The sequence below is a fragment of the Phenylobacterium sp. J367 genome (genome assembly GCF_024699985.1).
Lineage (GTDB): Bacteria > Pseudomonadota > Alphaproteobacteria > Caulobacterales > Caulobacteraceae > Phenylobacterium.
Genome location: NZ_JAJONA010000001.1, coordinates 3,069,315 through 3,083,191, shown reverse-complemented (window position 1 = coordinate 3,083,191; position 13,877 = coordinate 3,069,315). Strand labels below are relative to the sequence as shown.

General features: G+C 71.2%; 9 protein-coding genes and 3 pseudogenes. 4 read left to right on the top strand and 8 right to left on the bottom strand.

Features of this window, described 5'->3' with window-relative positions:
- Window positions 1–431: 431 nt before the first annotated feature.
- A complete protein-coding gene (gene kdgD, locus LRS04_RS16555) occupies window positions 432–1,379 on the bottom strand; it encodes a 5-dehydro-4-deoxyglucarate dehydratase (RefSeq protein ID WP_257817289.1) in 948 nt (315 codons plus the stop codon).
- A 299-nt stretch (window positions 1,380–1,678) separates the two neighbouring features.
- On the opposite strand from kdgD, the gene LRS04_RS16550 reads away from it, so the two are divergent.
- Together LRS04_RS16550 and LRS04_RS16545 are read left to right on the top strand one after the other, a co-directional pair.
- Entirely contained in the window at window positions 1,679–3,013 is a 1,335-nt protein-coding gene (locus LRS04_RS16550) for an MFS transporter (protein ID WP_257817288.1), read from the top strand.
- Between the two features lie 24 nt (window positions 3,014–3,037).
- Window positions 3,038–4,696: an aldehyde dehydrogenase family protein gene (locus LRS04_RS16545; protein WP_308238162.1), complete on the top strand. Its 1,659-nt coding sequence runs from the start codon at window positions 3,038–3,040 to the stop codon at window positions 4,694–4,696.
- Between the two features lie 279 nt (window positions 4,697–4,975).
- Here the strand turns inward: LRS04_RS16545 and LRS04_RS16540 are convergent, their stop codons facing one another.
- From LRS04_RS16540 to LRS04_RS16520, 5 genes and pseudogenes are all read right to left on the bottom strand, one after another.
- A complete protein-coding gene (locus tag LRS04_RS16540) occupies window positions 4,976–5,158 on the bottom strand; it encodes a hypothetical protein (protein ID WP_257817287.1) in 183 nt (60 codons plus the stop codon).
- A gap of 1,002 nt (window positions 5,159–6,160) precedes the next feature.
- Window positions 6,161–6,742, bottom strand: a pseudogene (locus LRS04_RS16535) (TonB-dependent receptor domain-containing protein); the annotation flags it as partial.
- 1,462 nt (window positions 6,743–8,204) lie between these two features.
- Window positions 8,205–8,288: pseudogene (locus LRS04_RS16530) on the bottom strand (hypothetical protein); the annotation flags it as partial.
- Window positions 8,289–8,661: 373 nt separating this feature from the next.
- Window positions 8,662–9,774, bottom strand: coding sequence for a mannonate dehydratase (locus LRS04_RS16525; protein ID WP_257817286.1), 1,113 nt, complete (start codon window positions 9,772–9,774; stop codon window positions 8,662–8,664).
- A 685-nt stretch (window positions 9,775–10,459) separates the two neighbouring features.
- Window positions 10,460–10,732, bottom strand: a pseudogene (locus LRS04_RS16520) (DUF4112 domain-containing protein); the annotation flags it as partial.
- 84 nt (window positions 10,733–10,816) lie between these two features.
- On the opposite strand from LRS04_RS16520, the gene LRS04_RS16515 reads away from it, so the two are divergent.
- Window positions 10,817–10,945, top strand: a complete 129-nt coding sequence (locus tag LRS04_RS16515; RefSeq protein WP_257817285.1) for a hypothetical protein — start codon at window positions 10,817–10,819, stop codon at window positions 10,943–10,945.
- A 193-nt stretch (window positions 10,946–11,138) separates the two neighbouring features.
- Complete coding sequence (locus LRS04_RS16510) at window positions 11,139–11,666, top strand: hypothetical protein (RefSeq protein ID WP_257817284.1); 528 nt, start codon at window positions 11,139–11,141, stop codon at window positions 11,664–11,666.
- Here the strand turns inward: LRS04_RS16510 and LRS04_RS16505 are convergent.
- Both LRS04_RS16505 and LRS04_RS16500 read right to left on the bottom strand, forming a co-directional pair.
- Window positions 11,663–11,920 carry a hypothetical protein gene (locus LRS04_RS16505; RefSeq protein ID WP_257817283.1) on the bottom strand — a complete coding sequence of 86 codons (258 nt, stop codon included), beginning with the start codon at window positions 11,918–11,920 and terminating at the stop codon, window positions 11,663–11,665. The genes LRS04_RS16510 and LRS04_RS16505 overlap by 4 nt on opposite strands.
- Window positions 11,921–11,967: 47 nt before the next feature.
- Window positions 11,968–13,392, bottom strand: coding sequence for an ATP-binding protein (locus tag LRS04_RS16500; RefSeq protein ID WP_257819157.1), 1,425 nt, complete (start codon window positions 13,390–13,392; stop codon window positions 11,968–11,970).
- Between the last annotated feature and the right edge of the window lie 485 nt (window positions 13,393–13,877).

Below are 13,877 nucleotides of genomic sequence, written 5' to 3'. Positions count from 1 at the left end.
ATGGTGACGCGCAGGTCGAAGGTCTGCAGGCCCCGCCCGCCGGCGTCGCGCTCGGCGAAGCGGCGGCGGACCTCGTTCAGCACGGTGCGGAAGCCCGCCACCGGCCGGCCGATCACCAGCTCGCGGGCGTCCTCTAGGGTCTGCTGGATCATCGGTCCGCCCGGGACCTCGCCGACGCCGACCGCGCCCGAGCTGTCGGTCAGGAGGACGATGTTGCGGGTGAAGTAGGGACCGTGCGCGCCCGAGAGGTTGAGGAGCATGCTGTCGCGGCCGGCCACCGGCACGACGCGCATCTCGGTGATGGTCGGCGAACCGTCGCGGGCCGGCATGGTCTCAGGGTCCTTCCAGAACGAGATGCGCCGGCCACGACGGCCGGCGCAAGCCTCGCGGGGCGGTCGTGAGCAGCCGACCGCCACACAAGCTCCTTGAACTCAGGCCGTCCTGCGGGCGCTCCCGGAAAGCCCCCCGGACGCCCGGGCGACCAGGGCGTCGAGCTCGCCCTGCTCGGCCGCGGTCAGGTCGGTGAGCGGCGTGCGCACCGGGCCGGCCGGGCGGCCGACCGAGCGCATGCCGGCCTTCACGATCGAGACGGCGTAGCCCTTCCCGCGGTTGCGGATGGCGATGTAGGGCAGGACGAAGTCCGACAGCATCTGGATGACGGTCGTCCGGTCCTGGGCCCGCACGGCGGCGTAGAAGCGGAGCGCCCACTCCGGCATGAAGTTGTAGATCGCCGAGGAGTAGGTGGTGACGCCCATCTCCAGGTATGGCAGCGCGAAGGTCTCGGCCGTCGGCAGGCCGCCGATATAGGTCAGCCGGTCGCCGAGGCGCGCGTAGATGCGCATCATCAGCTCCACGTCGCCGACGCCGTCCTTGTAGCCGACGAGGTTCGGGCAGCGCTCGCAGAGGCGCGCCAGGGCGTCCTCGCCAAGGATGGCGTTGTCGCGGTTGTAGACGATGACGCCCAGGCCCGTGGAGTTGCACACGGCCTCCACGTGCGCCGCGAGGCCGGCGTCGGTGGAGTTCACGAGGTAGGGCGGCAACAGAAGGATGCCGTCGGCGCCCGCGCGCTCGGCGCGCTGGGCCAGGTCGGTGGCGATGGCGGTGCCGTAGCCGGCGCCGGCGATCACCGGTTTGCGGCCGGCGGCGGCCTCGACAGCGGCGCGGACGACCTGCTCCACCTCTTCCGGCGCGAGGGAGAAGAACTCGCCCGTGCCGCCGGCGGCGAACAGCGCCGCCACGTCATGCTGCAGCATCCAGTCGCAATGCGCGCCATAGGCCGCCGCGTCGAACCGGCCCTCGGAATCGAAGTGCGTCACAGGGAACGACAGGAGGCCGGAGCCGACCTGGCGGATCATGGCGCTGGGCGAAAGGTCAGTCATGATTTCCCTAATTCGGATGCACGCTTGCTGGCCGGACCCTAGGCGCCGCGATCCGGGGGGTCCAAGCCAAAGAGCGGATCGGTCGATGCCGACCGCGCATCGCCGGCCCATCGGCAATGCACGTCCCCGCCGGGTCCGAGACCGCCCCGTCGATGCGCTTTCCGCATCATTCAATGCCCGAAGCGGCATGGACCTGTTCTCCGGCGGCGCCCTACCCTCCACCCCTGACCGTCCGTCGCGCCGACGGGCGCAGGCGGGCGCGAGACCCGCCGGGCAAGCATCGTTCGGGGAGACGCCAGGTGACCACGGCAACCGCAGGCAGGACGGCCAGGGGGAACGTCAGGTTCCTGATCCTCGGCCTGATCTTCTTCATCACCGTCATCAACTACGCCGACCGGGCGATCATCTCGATCGCGGGGCCCGCCCTCTCCGACGAGCTGAAGCTGTCGCCGGTGACCATGGGCTACATCTTCTCGGCCTTCGGCTGGTCCTATGTGATCGGCCAGCTCCCGGGCGGCTGGATCCTCGACCGCTTCGGATCGAAGTGGGTCTATGCGGCCTCGATCACGCTCTGGTCGACCTTCACCCTGCTGCAGGGGACGGTGGGCTTCCTGACCGGCGGCGCGGCGGTCGCCCTGCTGTTCGCCCTGCGCTTCGCGGTCGGCCTGGCCGAGAGCCCGTCCTTCCCGGCGAACGCCCGGATCGTGGCGGCCTGGTTCCCGACCAACGAGCGCGGCTTCGCCTCGGCGGTGTTCAACTCGGCCCAGTACTTCTCGACGGTGATCTTCGCGCCCTTCATGGCCTGGATCGTCCATGAGTTCGGCTGGCGCAACGTCTTCTGGGTGATGGGCGCCATCGGCATCGCGGTCGCCCTGCTGTGGATCAATATGATCCACCCGCCGCGCCGCCACCCGCTGATGAAGCAGCCGGAGATCGACTACCTGGTGGAGGGCGGCGCCCTCGTCGACATGGACGAGAAAAAGGCCGACGACGCCAAGGCCGGCCCGAGCTGGGGGGCGATCAAGCAGCTGCTCTCCACCCGCATGCTGATCGGCGTCTACGTGGCCCAGTACTGCATCACGGCCATGACCTACTTCTTCCTCACCTGGTTCCCCGTTTACCTGGTGAAGGAGCGGGGCCTGTCGATCCTGCAGGCCGGCTTCGCCGCCACCCTGCCGGCCCTGTGCGGCTTCTTCGGCGGCATCCTGGGCGGGATCATCTCGGACGGCATCCTGCGCCGCACCGGCTCGCTGACTCTGGCCCGCAAGATCCCGATCGTCGGCGGCATGCTGCTGTCGACCGCGATCATCGGCTGCAACTACGTCGACGCCCCGGCGGCCGTGATCGGGCTGATGACGCTGGCCTTCTTCGGCAAGGGCATCGGGTCGCTCGGCTGGGCGGTCGTCGCCGACACCTCGCCCAAGGAGATCCCCGGCCTGAACGCCGGCCTCTTCAACACCTTCGGCAACGTCGCCGGGATCACCACCCCGATCGCCATCGGCTATATCGTCGAGGCCAGCGGCGGCTCCTTCACCGGCGCCCTGGCCTTCGTGGCCCTTAATGCGCTCGTCGCCCTGGTCTCCTATCTCTTCGTCGTGGGCGAGATCCGGCGGGTCACGCTGAACAGGACCTAGATCCAAGAGAGCAGGCAGGCAGGCGTGACGATTACCGGCGAGATGCTGATCGGGGCCCGGGCGGTCCGGGGCCAGGGCGGAGAGATCCGCGGCGTGGAGGCGGCGACCGGCGCGGCCCTCGACCCGCCGTTCGCCGGCGCCACGCCCGCCGATGTGGACGCCGCCTGCCGCTTGGCCGACGCGGCCTTCGACACCTATCGCGAGACTCCGCCCGAGGTCCGCGCGCGCTTCCTGGACGCCATCGCCGACAACCTGCAGGCGGTGGGCGCCGAAATCGTCGAGCGCGCCATGGCCGAGAGCGGTCTGCCCCGCCCGCGGCTCGAAGGCGAACTCGGCCGGACCATGGGCCAGCTTCGGATGTTCGCCGCCGTGGTCCGCGACGGCCACTATCTCGACGCGCGGATCGACCCGGCGATGCCCGACCGCAAGCCGATGCCGAGGGTCGACCTGCGGCTGCGCAACGTGGCGCTGGGACCCGTGGCGGTGTTCGGGGCGAGCAACTTCCCCCTCGCCTTCTCCGTGGCCGGCGGCGACACCGCCTCGGCGCTCGCCGCCGGGTGCCCGGTGGTCGCCAAGGCGCACAACGCCCATCCCGGGACCTCCGAGCTGGCCGGCCGCGCGGTCCAGAAGGCGGTGGCCGACGCCGGCCTGCCGGAAGGCGTCTTCTCGCTGCTGTTCGACGCCGATATCGCCGTCGGCCAGGCGCTGGTGGCCCACCCGGCGATCAAGGCGGTGGGCTTCACCGGCTCGCGCCGCGGGGGGCTGGCGCTGCTGAAGATCGCCCAGGACCGCGAGGAGCCGATCCCGGTCTATGCGGAGATGAGCGCGATCAATCCGGTGGTCCTGATGCCGGCGGCGCTGGACGCCCGGGCGACCGAGATCGGCCGGGCCTATGTGGGCGCGCTGACGCTCGGCGCCGGCCAGTTCTGCACCAATCCCGGCATCGTCATCGGCGTGGAGGGCCCCGGGCTCGACACCTTCCTGGCGGCCGCCGGCGAGGCGGTGATGCAGGGCGCCGGCGGCGACCATGCTGACGCCCGGCATCCACCGGGCCTACTGCGAGGGCGTGGCGCAGCTTGCGTCGCACGCGGCGGTCGAGGTCGTGGGCCGCGGCGCCGAGGGCGGCGCGAACCAGGGCCAGGCGGGCGTCTTCGCCACGAGCGCCGAGGCCTTCACGTCGGACAGGGCGCTGCAGGCCGAGGTGTTCGGCGCGGCCTCGGTGGTCGTGCGCTGCCGGGACGCCGCGGAGGTGAAGGCGGCGCTGGAAGGTCTCGAGGGCCAGCTCACCATCGCCGTCCACGCCGACGCCGCCGACCACGAGGCGGTCCGGCCGCTGCTGCCGGTGCTGGAGCGCAAGGCCGGGCGGATCGTCTGGAACGGCTTCGGAACCGGCGTCGAGGTGGGCCACGCCATGGTCCACGGCGGCCCCTGGCCGGCGACCTCCGACGCCCGCTGGACCTCGGTGGGCTCGCTGGCGATCCGCAGGTTCCTGCGGCCGGTGAGCTACCAGGACGTGCCGGACGCCCTGCTCCCGGCGGCGCTGCGGGACGGCAATCCGGACGGCCTGCCGCGACGGGTCGACGGGGCCGGGCCGAGGGCCTAGGGGCAAGCGACCTCCCTCTTCGTGACATCCCGGTTTCGCGACGCGAAGACCGGGACGCATTTTGCGCGCTGCGGTGCTGAGAGGGTGCGGCGTGGACGCCGTGCGTCGCGGGCGGGCCTGGGTGCGGTCCGGGTTTTGGAACCACAGAAACACACAGAACCACACAGAAGGGGCGAGTCGGCCGAGGTCGGTGAGGGGCTGAATCGCGCGCCTGGAAGGCGCGCATGGTGATCGAGGCGCCAAGCCATCCGGTGGCCCGCCTTCTGTGTCCTTCTGTGTTTTCTGTGGTGCATTCCGCGCGCAGCGCGGCTGCGGACTCGGCTTGGATCCCGGCTTTCGCCGGGATGAGCGGAGGGGGGTTAGCTGGAGTCGGCGGTTGCGGGCTCGGGCTCGGCGGGTTCGCGGCCGCGGATGTCGTAGATGAGGGTGGGGTCGGCGCCGATGGCGTCGCAGGCCTCGATGACCAGGAGGTCGAAGTCGCGGGTGAGGAAGTCGGGCTTGGCTTCCTCGGCGTCGAGGAAGGCCTCGAGCCTGTCCCACATGGGGTCTTCGGGCGGCGGGCGGTCGGGTCTCTCGATCCCGTCGTCGGGGGAGGTTCCAGTCGGCGCCTTCGTGCTCGGTCCAGAAGCAGTCGCCGACCTGTTCCCAGACGTCCTTCCGGCGCTGGTCGACGGCGAGCTCGTGCAGATCAGCCTCGGCCTTCGCCCGGGCTTCGGCGAGGTCGACCTTGGCCTTGGCCTTCTCGGCCACCTCGTCCTTGTAGCGGACCAGCTTCAGTTCCAACGCCAGCGTCTGGCGCAGGCCGCGGCTGACCCGGTGAAAGGCGGTGGCGAGGCGGACGGCGTCCTCGGGGTTCTCGGCGTTCATGGCGCGGTGCTGCAGGTCGCGGCAGAGCTCCAGGCTCATCCCCGCGAGCGCGCGGAGAGTCACGGTGTGACGGTCTTCGGCGAAGTCTGCGGGGCTGGCGTCCATGAGAACGAAACGAGAACATGCGGAGCCGGCAGAGTCAAGGTTTTTCGGCTGCAGCCCTCACCCTACCCTCTCCCTCTCCGCTTCGCGGGGGGAGAGGAGGTGATAGCTTTGGACTCTAGCTCCATTCCTCTCCCCCGGGCGAAGCCCGAGAGGGAGAGGGTAGGGAGAGGGCCTGGAGCGGGTGCGGAGCCCAGTGGGTCTCGGGCTTCGGCCAAGCCGGGGCGCCAACAAGAAAGAGGGCGGCGGACCGTGGTCCGCCGCCCGAGGCGTTGAGGGGAGGATGCGCCCTTTCGGGCTAGTATTCGAACTTGATGCCGGCCCGGATGAAGCGGCCGACCGGGTCGTACTGGCCCGCCGTCGGCACGAGGTCCGGCGGCAGGTTGTCGAACAGGTTCTGGACGTTCACGTAGGCCTTCCACTCGCCGGCCCCGGTTTCCCAGGTGTAGCTGGCGCTGGCGTTCCAGATGGTCTCGTCGTCGATCCGGATCTGCCGCAGGTCGGTGGGGGGCGGTGTAGAGGTCGTACCAGCCGGGACCGGTGTAGCGGGCCTGCACGAAGAGGCCGAGCGGGCCGCGTTCGTAGTTGGCCTGGAACACCGCGCGCCACTCCGGCGCCGTGCCGCTTTCGCCGGCCCGGTCCTCGGGGACCCCGCCCTGCGGCACGGTGATGTAGCTGCCCGTGTAGTTCGCGATCGCCCGAAGCGAGAGTTCCCCGCCGACCGCCGGCGCCCAGTCGTCGAGCGACATCCGGTAACTGGCCTCGATGTCGAAGCCGTCGGTCTCGAACTTCTGCAGGTTCAGCGGCACCAGGTTGATGGTCAGGAGGTTCCCGGCCGCGTCGCGGATGATGTACTGGCAGAGGCTCTGGACGCCCGCCGCGCACTGCTCCAGCAGGAAGTTGTTGTTGGGCGTGGAGATCGCGTCGTCGATCTTGATCTTGTAGTAGTCGAGCGACAGGTCGAGCCGCGGCGCGAAGGACGGCGACCAGACGACGCCGAGCACAGTGGTGTCGGCCTTCTCCGGCTTCAGGTCGAGGTTGCCGAGCGTGATCGAGCGGGCGTTGGTCACCTGCACCTGGCGGACCGCGTCGAACACCGACGGGATGAAGTTGGTGACGCCGGCCTGGAAGAGCTCGTTCAGGGTCGGCGCGCGGATGTCCTTGGAGCGCGTGCCGCGGAAGCGCAGGCCGTCGAACGGCGTCCAGGGAGGCCCCGACCTTCCAGGTGCCGACGGTGCCGCTGGTGGAGTAGTCGGTGATCCGGCCGGCGGCGTTCAGCTCCAGGCTCTGGGCGAAGGCGGCGTCGCGCAGCAGCGGGATGGCCGTTTCGACGAAGGCTTCCTTCACATTGTATTCGCCCTCCTGCGGGCGGGCGTTGCCGACCCGGTAGACGCCCTGGCCGTTGGTCACGAAGTTCGGCGCGGTCGACCTGTCGTCGACCACCTGGCTGAAGCCCAGCTCGCGGATCTCGCCGCCAAGGGCGACCGAGACGGGGCCGGCCGGCAGGTCGAAGACGTCGTTGGCGAGGCTGAAGGCCGCCACATATTCGTGGCTGTCGATGCCGTTGTAGTTGGTGCCGACAATGTAGCGCCGCTGGTCCTGGGTCAGCTCCGGCTTGCCGAACGGATTGACCGGCACGCAGCCCGGATCGGCGCCGACGTTGCTGCGGCAGACGATGCGGCCGCTCACCGGATCGACGATGGCGTCGGTGGCGCGGACGTAGTTCGGCAGGATCAGGTCGTTGCCGATCTGCAGCTTGCGGTCGCTCTGGGCGAGCTCGAAGTACAGCTTGGCGTCCCAGCCGGCGATCGAGCCGTCGGCCCCGCCGGCGAAGCGGACCACGTTGTCCATGGTCATGACCTGGCTCTTGGGGAGCTCGTTCAGGTACTTGCCCAGCTGGAAGTTGGAGATGTTGTTGGCCACCATGATCGCCCGCACCGACGCCGGCAGGAAGGCGTTGTCCCGCTGGATCCGCAGGGCGGTGTTGCCGAGCATGTTGGAGAACGAGCCGACCTGGTAACCGACCCGGTTCTGGGCCACCAGCAGTTCGCCGTAGGCCGTCCAGGTGTCGTCGATCTCGTAGCTGAGCCGGCCGAAGCCGACGCGGCGGTCGATGCCGGCCGACAGCGGGGCGAACTGCGGGATGACGCCGTCGCCGCCGACCATGGTCGAGCCGGTGACCAGCGTGCCGTAGTTGAACGGCACCGGATTGCCGGCGTCGTCGAACGTCGTGCCGCGCAGCGGGCCGTTGGTGGTGATCAGGCCGTTGAAGTTGGCGTTGGAGACCCGGACATTGCACTGGTAGTCGCGCAGCGTCGGGCTGCCGGCCGGCAGGGTGATGATCTGGCAACTGCGCTGGGCCACCTCGCGCGACAGCCGCTCGGGGATCTCGTTGGCCTTGAAATACTCGAGGCTGCCGATGAAGTGGGCGCGGCCGTCCAGGAGGTCCGTGCCGTAGGCCAGGCTGTAGCGCTGCTCATGACCGTCGCCGCGGTCCGAGGAGCCGAGCTGGGCCTCGCCCTTGAAGCCGTCGTAGTTGCGGTCGAGGATGAAGTTGACCACGCCGGCCACGGCGTCCGAACCGTAGGCCGCCGAGGCGCCGCCCGTCACCACCTCCACCCGGCTGACCAGGGCCTGCGGGAAGAGGTTGGAGTCCACCAGGCCCGACCCGGCCTGCGAGATGAAGCGGTGGCCGTCGAACAGGGTGAGGGTGCGGATGGCGCCGAGGTTGCGGAGCGCCAGGAAGGCCCCCCCTGCCCACCCGAGGTCTGTGCGCCGCGCGGCCCCACCGAGGCGTTCAGCGCCGGAAGCTGGCGGAGCGCGTCGCCGATGGTGGTGGGCGTGGCGTTGGTGAGCTGTTCGCTGGACGCCACGGTGACCGGGGTCGGGGCCTCGAAGCCGGCCCGCGCGATGTGCGAGCCGGTGACCACAACCTCGCCCACTTCGGTGTCGGCGGGTTCGGCGGAGGTCTGGGCGGCGGCGGTGGAAGCCGCGGCCATGAGGACGAGCGCGGACGCCGTCCGCAGCAGCAGAGTGTTCATCGTCTTGCCTTGGTGCTGGAGTTCGGGACGGCGGCTTAGGCGTCGAGCGCCTGGAGCAGGCCGCGAATGTGCCCGTAGGCGAACGCGAAGCCTTCCTGGCTGCCGTTCGGCTTGCCCGGCACGCGCGGCACGTGGTCGGGCATCAGCATCCCGTCGTAGCCCACTTCCTGGTAGGTCTTGATGGCCCGCACGAAGTCGACGTCGCCGTCGTCCGGATAGGTCTCGACGAACTCGCCGCGGCGGCCGCGGATGTTGCGGAAGTGGACGTTGAAGATCTTCTTGCGCGAGCCGAAGTAGCGGATCACGTCGAAGATCTCCTCCGACGGGTTGGCCAGGTTTTCGGACGTCGTGCCCTGGCAGAAGTTGAAGCCGTGGTAGGGGCTGTCCTTGTAGGCGACGAAGGCCTTCATGCCGTCGATGGTGCCCAGCACGTTGTGGACGCTCTGCCAGCCCTCGGGCGGCGTGCCCGGATCCTGCGGGTGGCAGGCGATGCGCACCTTGTACTCGTTAGCCACGGGCACCACGCGGTCCAGGAAGTAGTGGATGCGCTCCCAGAAGCGCTCCGGATCGACCGGCCCGGCGCGGGTCAGGGCGGCCGCGGGCTTCGGGCCCGTCGCCTTCCAGCCGCCGTACTCGGCGTCCCCGGGCCCCTTGATCGTGTGGTTCCGGAGCACGCCCAGGATGCTCATATTGTACTTCACGGCGGGGACGCCGGCCTGGGCGCAGTTGCGGATCAGGGTCTGGAACGATTCGATGTCGCGGTCGCGCTGCGGGCTCTGGCCCAGCATGATCGCGGGGTTCTTCTCCCGATCGATGTGCGAGGAGCGCAGCATCACGCTGTCAGCGATGTCGAGGGAGATGTCGTACTTGCCGGCGAGGTCCTGGAGGGCGCGGAGCTCGTCCACCGTGGGATAGAGCCGGTTGGGATCGGCGATCTGCGGATTGGCGCAGATGTTCTTGACGCCGAAGCGCGCGAAGAACGCGAAGTGTTCGTCGGTGGCGGGGCCGCTCTGGCAGCCCAGCTTCATCTTCCCCTTGGCCTTGGCGGCCTTGGCGCGGGCGCTCTCCTGGGCGAGCGCGGCCGTGCCGGAGGTGGTGAGCGCGGCGGCCGCAAGACCGGTCGCGCCAAGGAACTGTCGCCTGTGCATCCCGATGTTTCTCCCCGTGGGCGGCTGAGGCGCCGCGATTGCCGGCTTTGCCGGTCGATTTCCCTGACGAGGAGACTATGTGCGGCCCCTGGCGATAACCAATGCCAAGGGTGGATTGAGGGATGCGCGCAAGGCATCGCCAGCCAGGCTCCGACGGCCGTTTCGGCATGGCCGCGAGACGTCCCTGGACGGACGAAAGCCGGAGGCGGAGGGGCCGCCTCCGGCTTCCCTGAGGGTCGGGGGGCCTGATCAGCCGCCGTTGGTCGCCGCGTCGAGCGCCATCGCCCGCTCGTCCGAGATCCGCCCGCCCGGCAGGCCGCCGACGGTGGCGGCGACCGGCGTGCCGAAGCTTTCGGCGGACAGGACGCCGGAGGCCGGGGCCGGGGCGAAGGCCGGGTTGCGGGCCTCGATCTGGGCGAGGCGGCGGGCCGACTCCGTCGGCGATATTGAAGCGCCGGACCGGCACGTTGCGGTTGTCCATCGGCCGGTTGCTGTAGGCGTAGGTGAACTGGCCGTCGCGGACCAGTTCCCGGTAGAGGGCGGCGGCCTGGGCCTCGCGGCCGGTCACCAGATAGGCGCCGGCCAGGTTGAAGCGCTTGCCGACGCTCGCCCGGTCGTCGGTGGCCCGTTCGAACAGGTTGGCCGCCATTCGGTGGCCGCGGAAGAAGGTGTCGATGGCCCAGCCGACGACCGGCACGCCCGAGAAGGCGGTGTCGGCGGCGAGCCAGGCGGCCATCCTGCCGAGCGTCGCCCTGGACGCGCCGCACTGGCTGGCCTCGTAGAGCAGCAGCCCGCCCGCGCCGAGCGAATAGACGGTGCCGACGCCGGGCGCCCAGGCCAGCACGCCGTCGAGGCCGAGGCCCCAGGGACCGACCTTGATCAGGTCGTCGGACAGCTTGCGGATGCGGTCTGCGGCGCGCCAGGCGCGGTGCGCGCGCTCACGGTCAGGGTGTTCCATGCCTCTCGAACGTCCTTCGCCGGGCGACGGGTTCCGCCGGCCGGCGAAACAAGGTAAGGCTCAGCCGTCACTTCAAGGGCCGCCATGACCAAACCGGTCGCCATCGCCGCCAAAGCCGCCGGGCAGACGCCCGTCGCGGCCGTGTGCGCGCTCGGCATGCCCATGATGACGATTATTACCACCCGCACGGGGCGACGGCGCGCATCCGCCTAGACGGACAGCCGCCACGATCGAACGATCGAAGCCCCGCCTCCCACCGGACGCGGGGCTTCTTGCTGTTCAGCCCTACCCAACGACCAGCCAAGGAGCCCAGCCATGATGATCCAGATCCGCAAAGCCGCCGCCCCGACCGCCATCCGCATCGTGGCCGGCGCCCGCGCCGCCGCACGCCTGGAGAGACCGTCCCATGTCTGAGCCCCTGGATCCGGTGAGCGTCTTCACCTTCGCAAGTCCCCATCCCCAGGCGGCCCTGAAGGCCGTCGAGGATCTTCTCGACCGATCGGGCGGCGAGCTGGCCGGGCTCCGGCTGCGGCCGACGGGACAACTCGTCGAGACGACCCTGCGGGTCGCCGGCCTGGCCGACCGGGCGGCCGATGCGCTGGGCGAGCGGCTGGCGAGCCGCGCGGGGGGTCTCGGCGCTGCGCGTCGAGCACGTGAGGCCGCTCGCATGACCTGGCCGAGCAACGAGCCCGATCGAAAACCGTGGCTGTTCCTGATCGAGATGGACCGCGGAACCGACGCCCTGCTCAGGACGCTGGGAGCGTTCCCGGCGCGCAGCGCCGAGGTCACGCGGCTCGCCCTCTCGGACGGCGGGGCGACGACCCGGCTCGAGGTGGAGGTGATGGGCCTCGACGACCACCGCGCCGATCACCTGCGAAGACGGCTGATGGAGAGCGTCGTCGTCCGGTCGGTGGCGACCGGCTGGCGGGGCTAGGCCTTACGCGCGCGGACCTTGCCGGGCGGGTCGGACAGGAACTGGCCGGCCTTGCCGAGGTTCGCGTTGCACGACGGGCAGCGGACGACGGCCTCGGGGTCGCTGTCCTCCGGCACGTCGAGGCGCGTGCCGCAGGGCTTGCACTTCCACGCCCCGGCCGGCGGCTCGGGCGCAGGTGCGGGCGCCGGCGGCGGCACGGGCAGCGGCGGCGGGTTCTTCAGCGACAGGATCTTGCGGCGCGGCGGCTCTGACATGACCGGCGGGGCCATGCCACCCCAGGCCGCTCCGCGCAAGCTGCGTCTCAGCCGGCCTCGTAGGCGGACCAGTCGGTGCGCTGGACCGCGGCGCCGAGCCGCTCGATCATGAAGGCCGGGGGACCGGTCTCGTCCACAGCCTCGACGATGGTCTGGAGCCCGAAGTGGTCGGCCAGCCCCCGCAGGCGGTGGCGCTGGGCGTCGAAGCGCGGCGTGTCGTTGCTGGCGAGCGCCGCGGCAAGCTCGGCGACCTCGCGTTCCACCGAGGGCCGGACCTCGGCGAAGAGCTCCGCGGCCCCCGCCCCGAGCTGCACCCGTAGCTCCGCGGCCCGGGAGATCGAGGGTCGGATCCGGCCGGGCGACAGCGCCCGCAGATGGGCCAGGGTCACGGGCTTCTGGAGAATGATGTCGACGCCGGCGGCGCGGGCCGTCCGCTCCAGCGCCGGGTCGGAGCTGGCGGTCATCAGGACGCACATGGGCCGGGCGTCGCCCTTGGGCAGCCGCTGGGCGACCTGCAGGCCGAGCAGCCTCGGCATGCGCTGGTCGAGCAGCGCGAGATCGAAGCCGCCTCCGTCCAGGCAGGCGAGCGCGGCGGCCCCGTCCTCCACCTCGACCACCTCGCAGCCCTCCCGCCGCAGGAGCGCGGCGAGCACCGCGCGGCTCAGATCGGTGTCTTCCGCGAGCAGGACCCTGACGCCCGCCAGGCCGGCGGCGCGGGCGGCGGTCTCGCCGGCCTCCGCGGCCGGGGCGGCGATCTCCAGCACGAAGGCCTTGCCGCCGTCCGGCAGGGCCCGGACCACGAGGTCGCCGCCCATGGCCCGGGCGAGGTTGCGTCCGAGGAACAGGCCGACGCCCAGGCCGCCGTCGTCCGCCTCGCGGCCGGCCCGGTCGAAGGGCTCGAAGATGCGCATCAACTCGGCGTCGGAGAGCTGGGGGCCCTCGTCGCTGACGGCGCAGACGAGACGCTCGCCCGGCGAGGCCTCGAGCTTGAGCCGCACCTCGCCGTGGCCGTGGCGCAGGGCGTTGGCCACCAGGTTGCCGAGCACCTGGCGCACCCGGCCCTCGTCGCCCCAGACCCAGAGCGGCGCGCCCACGCCCTCGAACACGATCTCGCGGCCCGCGGCGCGGGCGGCCGGCTGGTGCAGGGCGGCCACCGAAGCGGCGGCCGCCTCGGCGTCGTAGCGCTCGCGCCCGACCGGCAGGAGACCGCCTTCCAGGGCGCCGAGGTCGGTCAGGTCGCCCACCACCCCCGCCAGATGCAGGAGGGCGCGGCGCAGGCTGTCGGCGTCCAGCGGCGCGCCCGGGGCGTCGGCGAGTTCGATCAGGCCGAGCGCGCCCTGCAGCGGCGTGCGCAACTCATGGCCGACGGTGGCGAGCAGCCGGGACTTGGCGCGACTGGCGCGCTCGGCGGCCTCGCGGGCCGAGGTCAGCTCCAGCTCGCGCTCCGCATGCTGGACCTGGAGATCGCTCATCAGGGCCTGCAGGGTCTCGGCGGCGCCGGCGTCGGCGGGCAGGCCGAACCGTGCGGCCAGCAGGCCGTCGGCGCCCAGCGTCCGCCAGGCCGCCACGGCCGTCTCGCGCCAGGCGTCGGCCGCCTCGGTGGCGCCGAGCATCTCCGCCCCCTCGGCCGCGGCGGCGGCGACGAGGCCGCACTCGAGCAGGCAGCGGGAGGCCTTGGCGGCCGCCACAGCCTGGCCATAGGCGACAAGCGCCTGCCCGCCGCGGCCGCGCACGCGCAGGCCCTCCGCGTCCAGGAGGCGGGCGCGGTGGGCGTAGTCGTTGGGGTTGAGCTTTGCGAGCCGTCGCAGGTTCCAGAGCTGCATCGCCGGCGGCCGGCGGCCGGTGCGGTAGAGGGCGAGGCCCGTGGCGAAGGCCCAGATCTGGGTCTGGGACTGGAAGGGCGCCGGACCGAACCTGGGCCAGGGCCGGTCGACCATGGCCGCCACCTTGGCGTAGC

Bases quoted from the DNA above. Each gene is read 5' to 3' on its own strand.
- kdgD (WP_257817289.1), bottom strand. From the start codon at position 1,379: ATGACTGACCTTTCGCCCAGCGCCATGATCCGCCAGGTCGGCTCCGGC.
- LRS04_RS16540 (WP_257817287.1), bottom strand. From the start codon at position 5,158: ATGTGGGACAGGCTCGAGGCCTTCCTCGACGCCGAGGAAGCCAAGCCC.
- LRS04_RS16525 (WP_257817286.1), bottom strand. From the start codon at position 9,774: ATGCACAGGCGACAGTTCCTTGGCGCGACCGGTCTTGCGGCCGCCGCG.
- LRS04_RS16515 (WP_257817285.1), top strand. From the start codon at position 10,817: ATGACCAAACCGGTCGCCATCGCCGCCAAAGCCGCCGGGCAGACGCCC.
- LRS04_RS16510 (WP_257817284.1), top strand. From the start codon at position 11,139: ATGTCTGAGCCCCTGGATCCGGTGAGCGTCTTCACCTTCGCAAGTCCC.
- LRS04_RS16505 (WP_257817283.1), bottom strand. From the start codon at position 11,920: ATGTCAGAGCCGCCGCGCCGCAAGATCCTGTCGCTGAAGAACCCGCCG.
- LRS04_RS16500 (WP_257819157.1), bottom strand. From the start codon at position 13,392: ATGAGCGATCTCCAGGTCCAGCATGCGGAGCGCGAGCTGGAGCTGACC.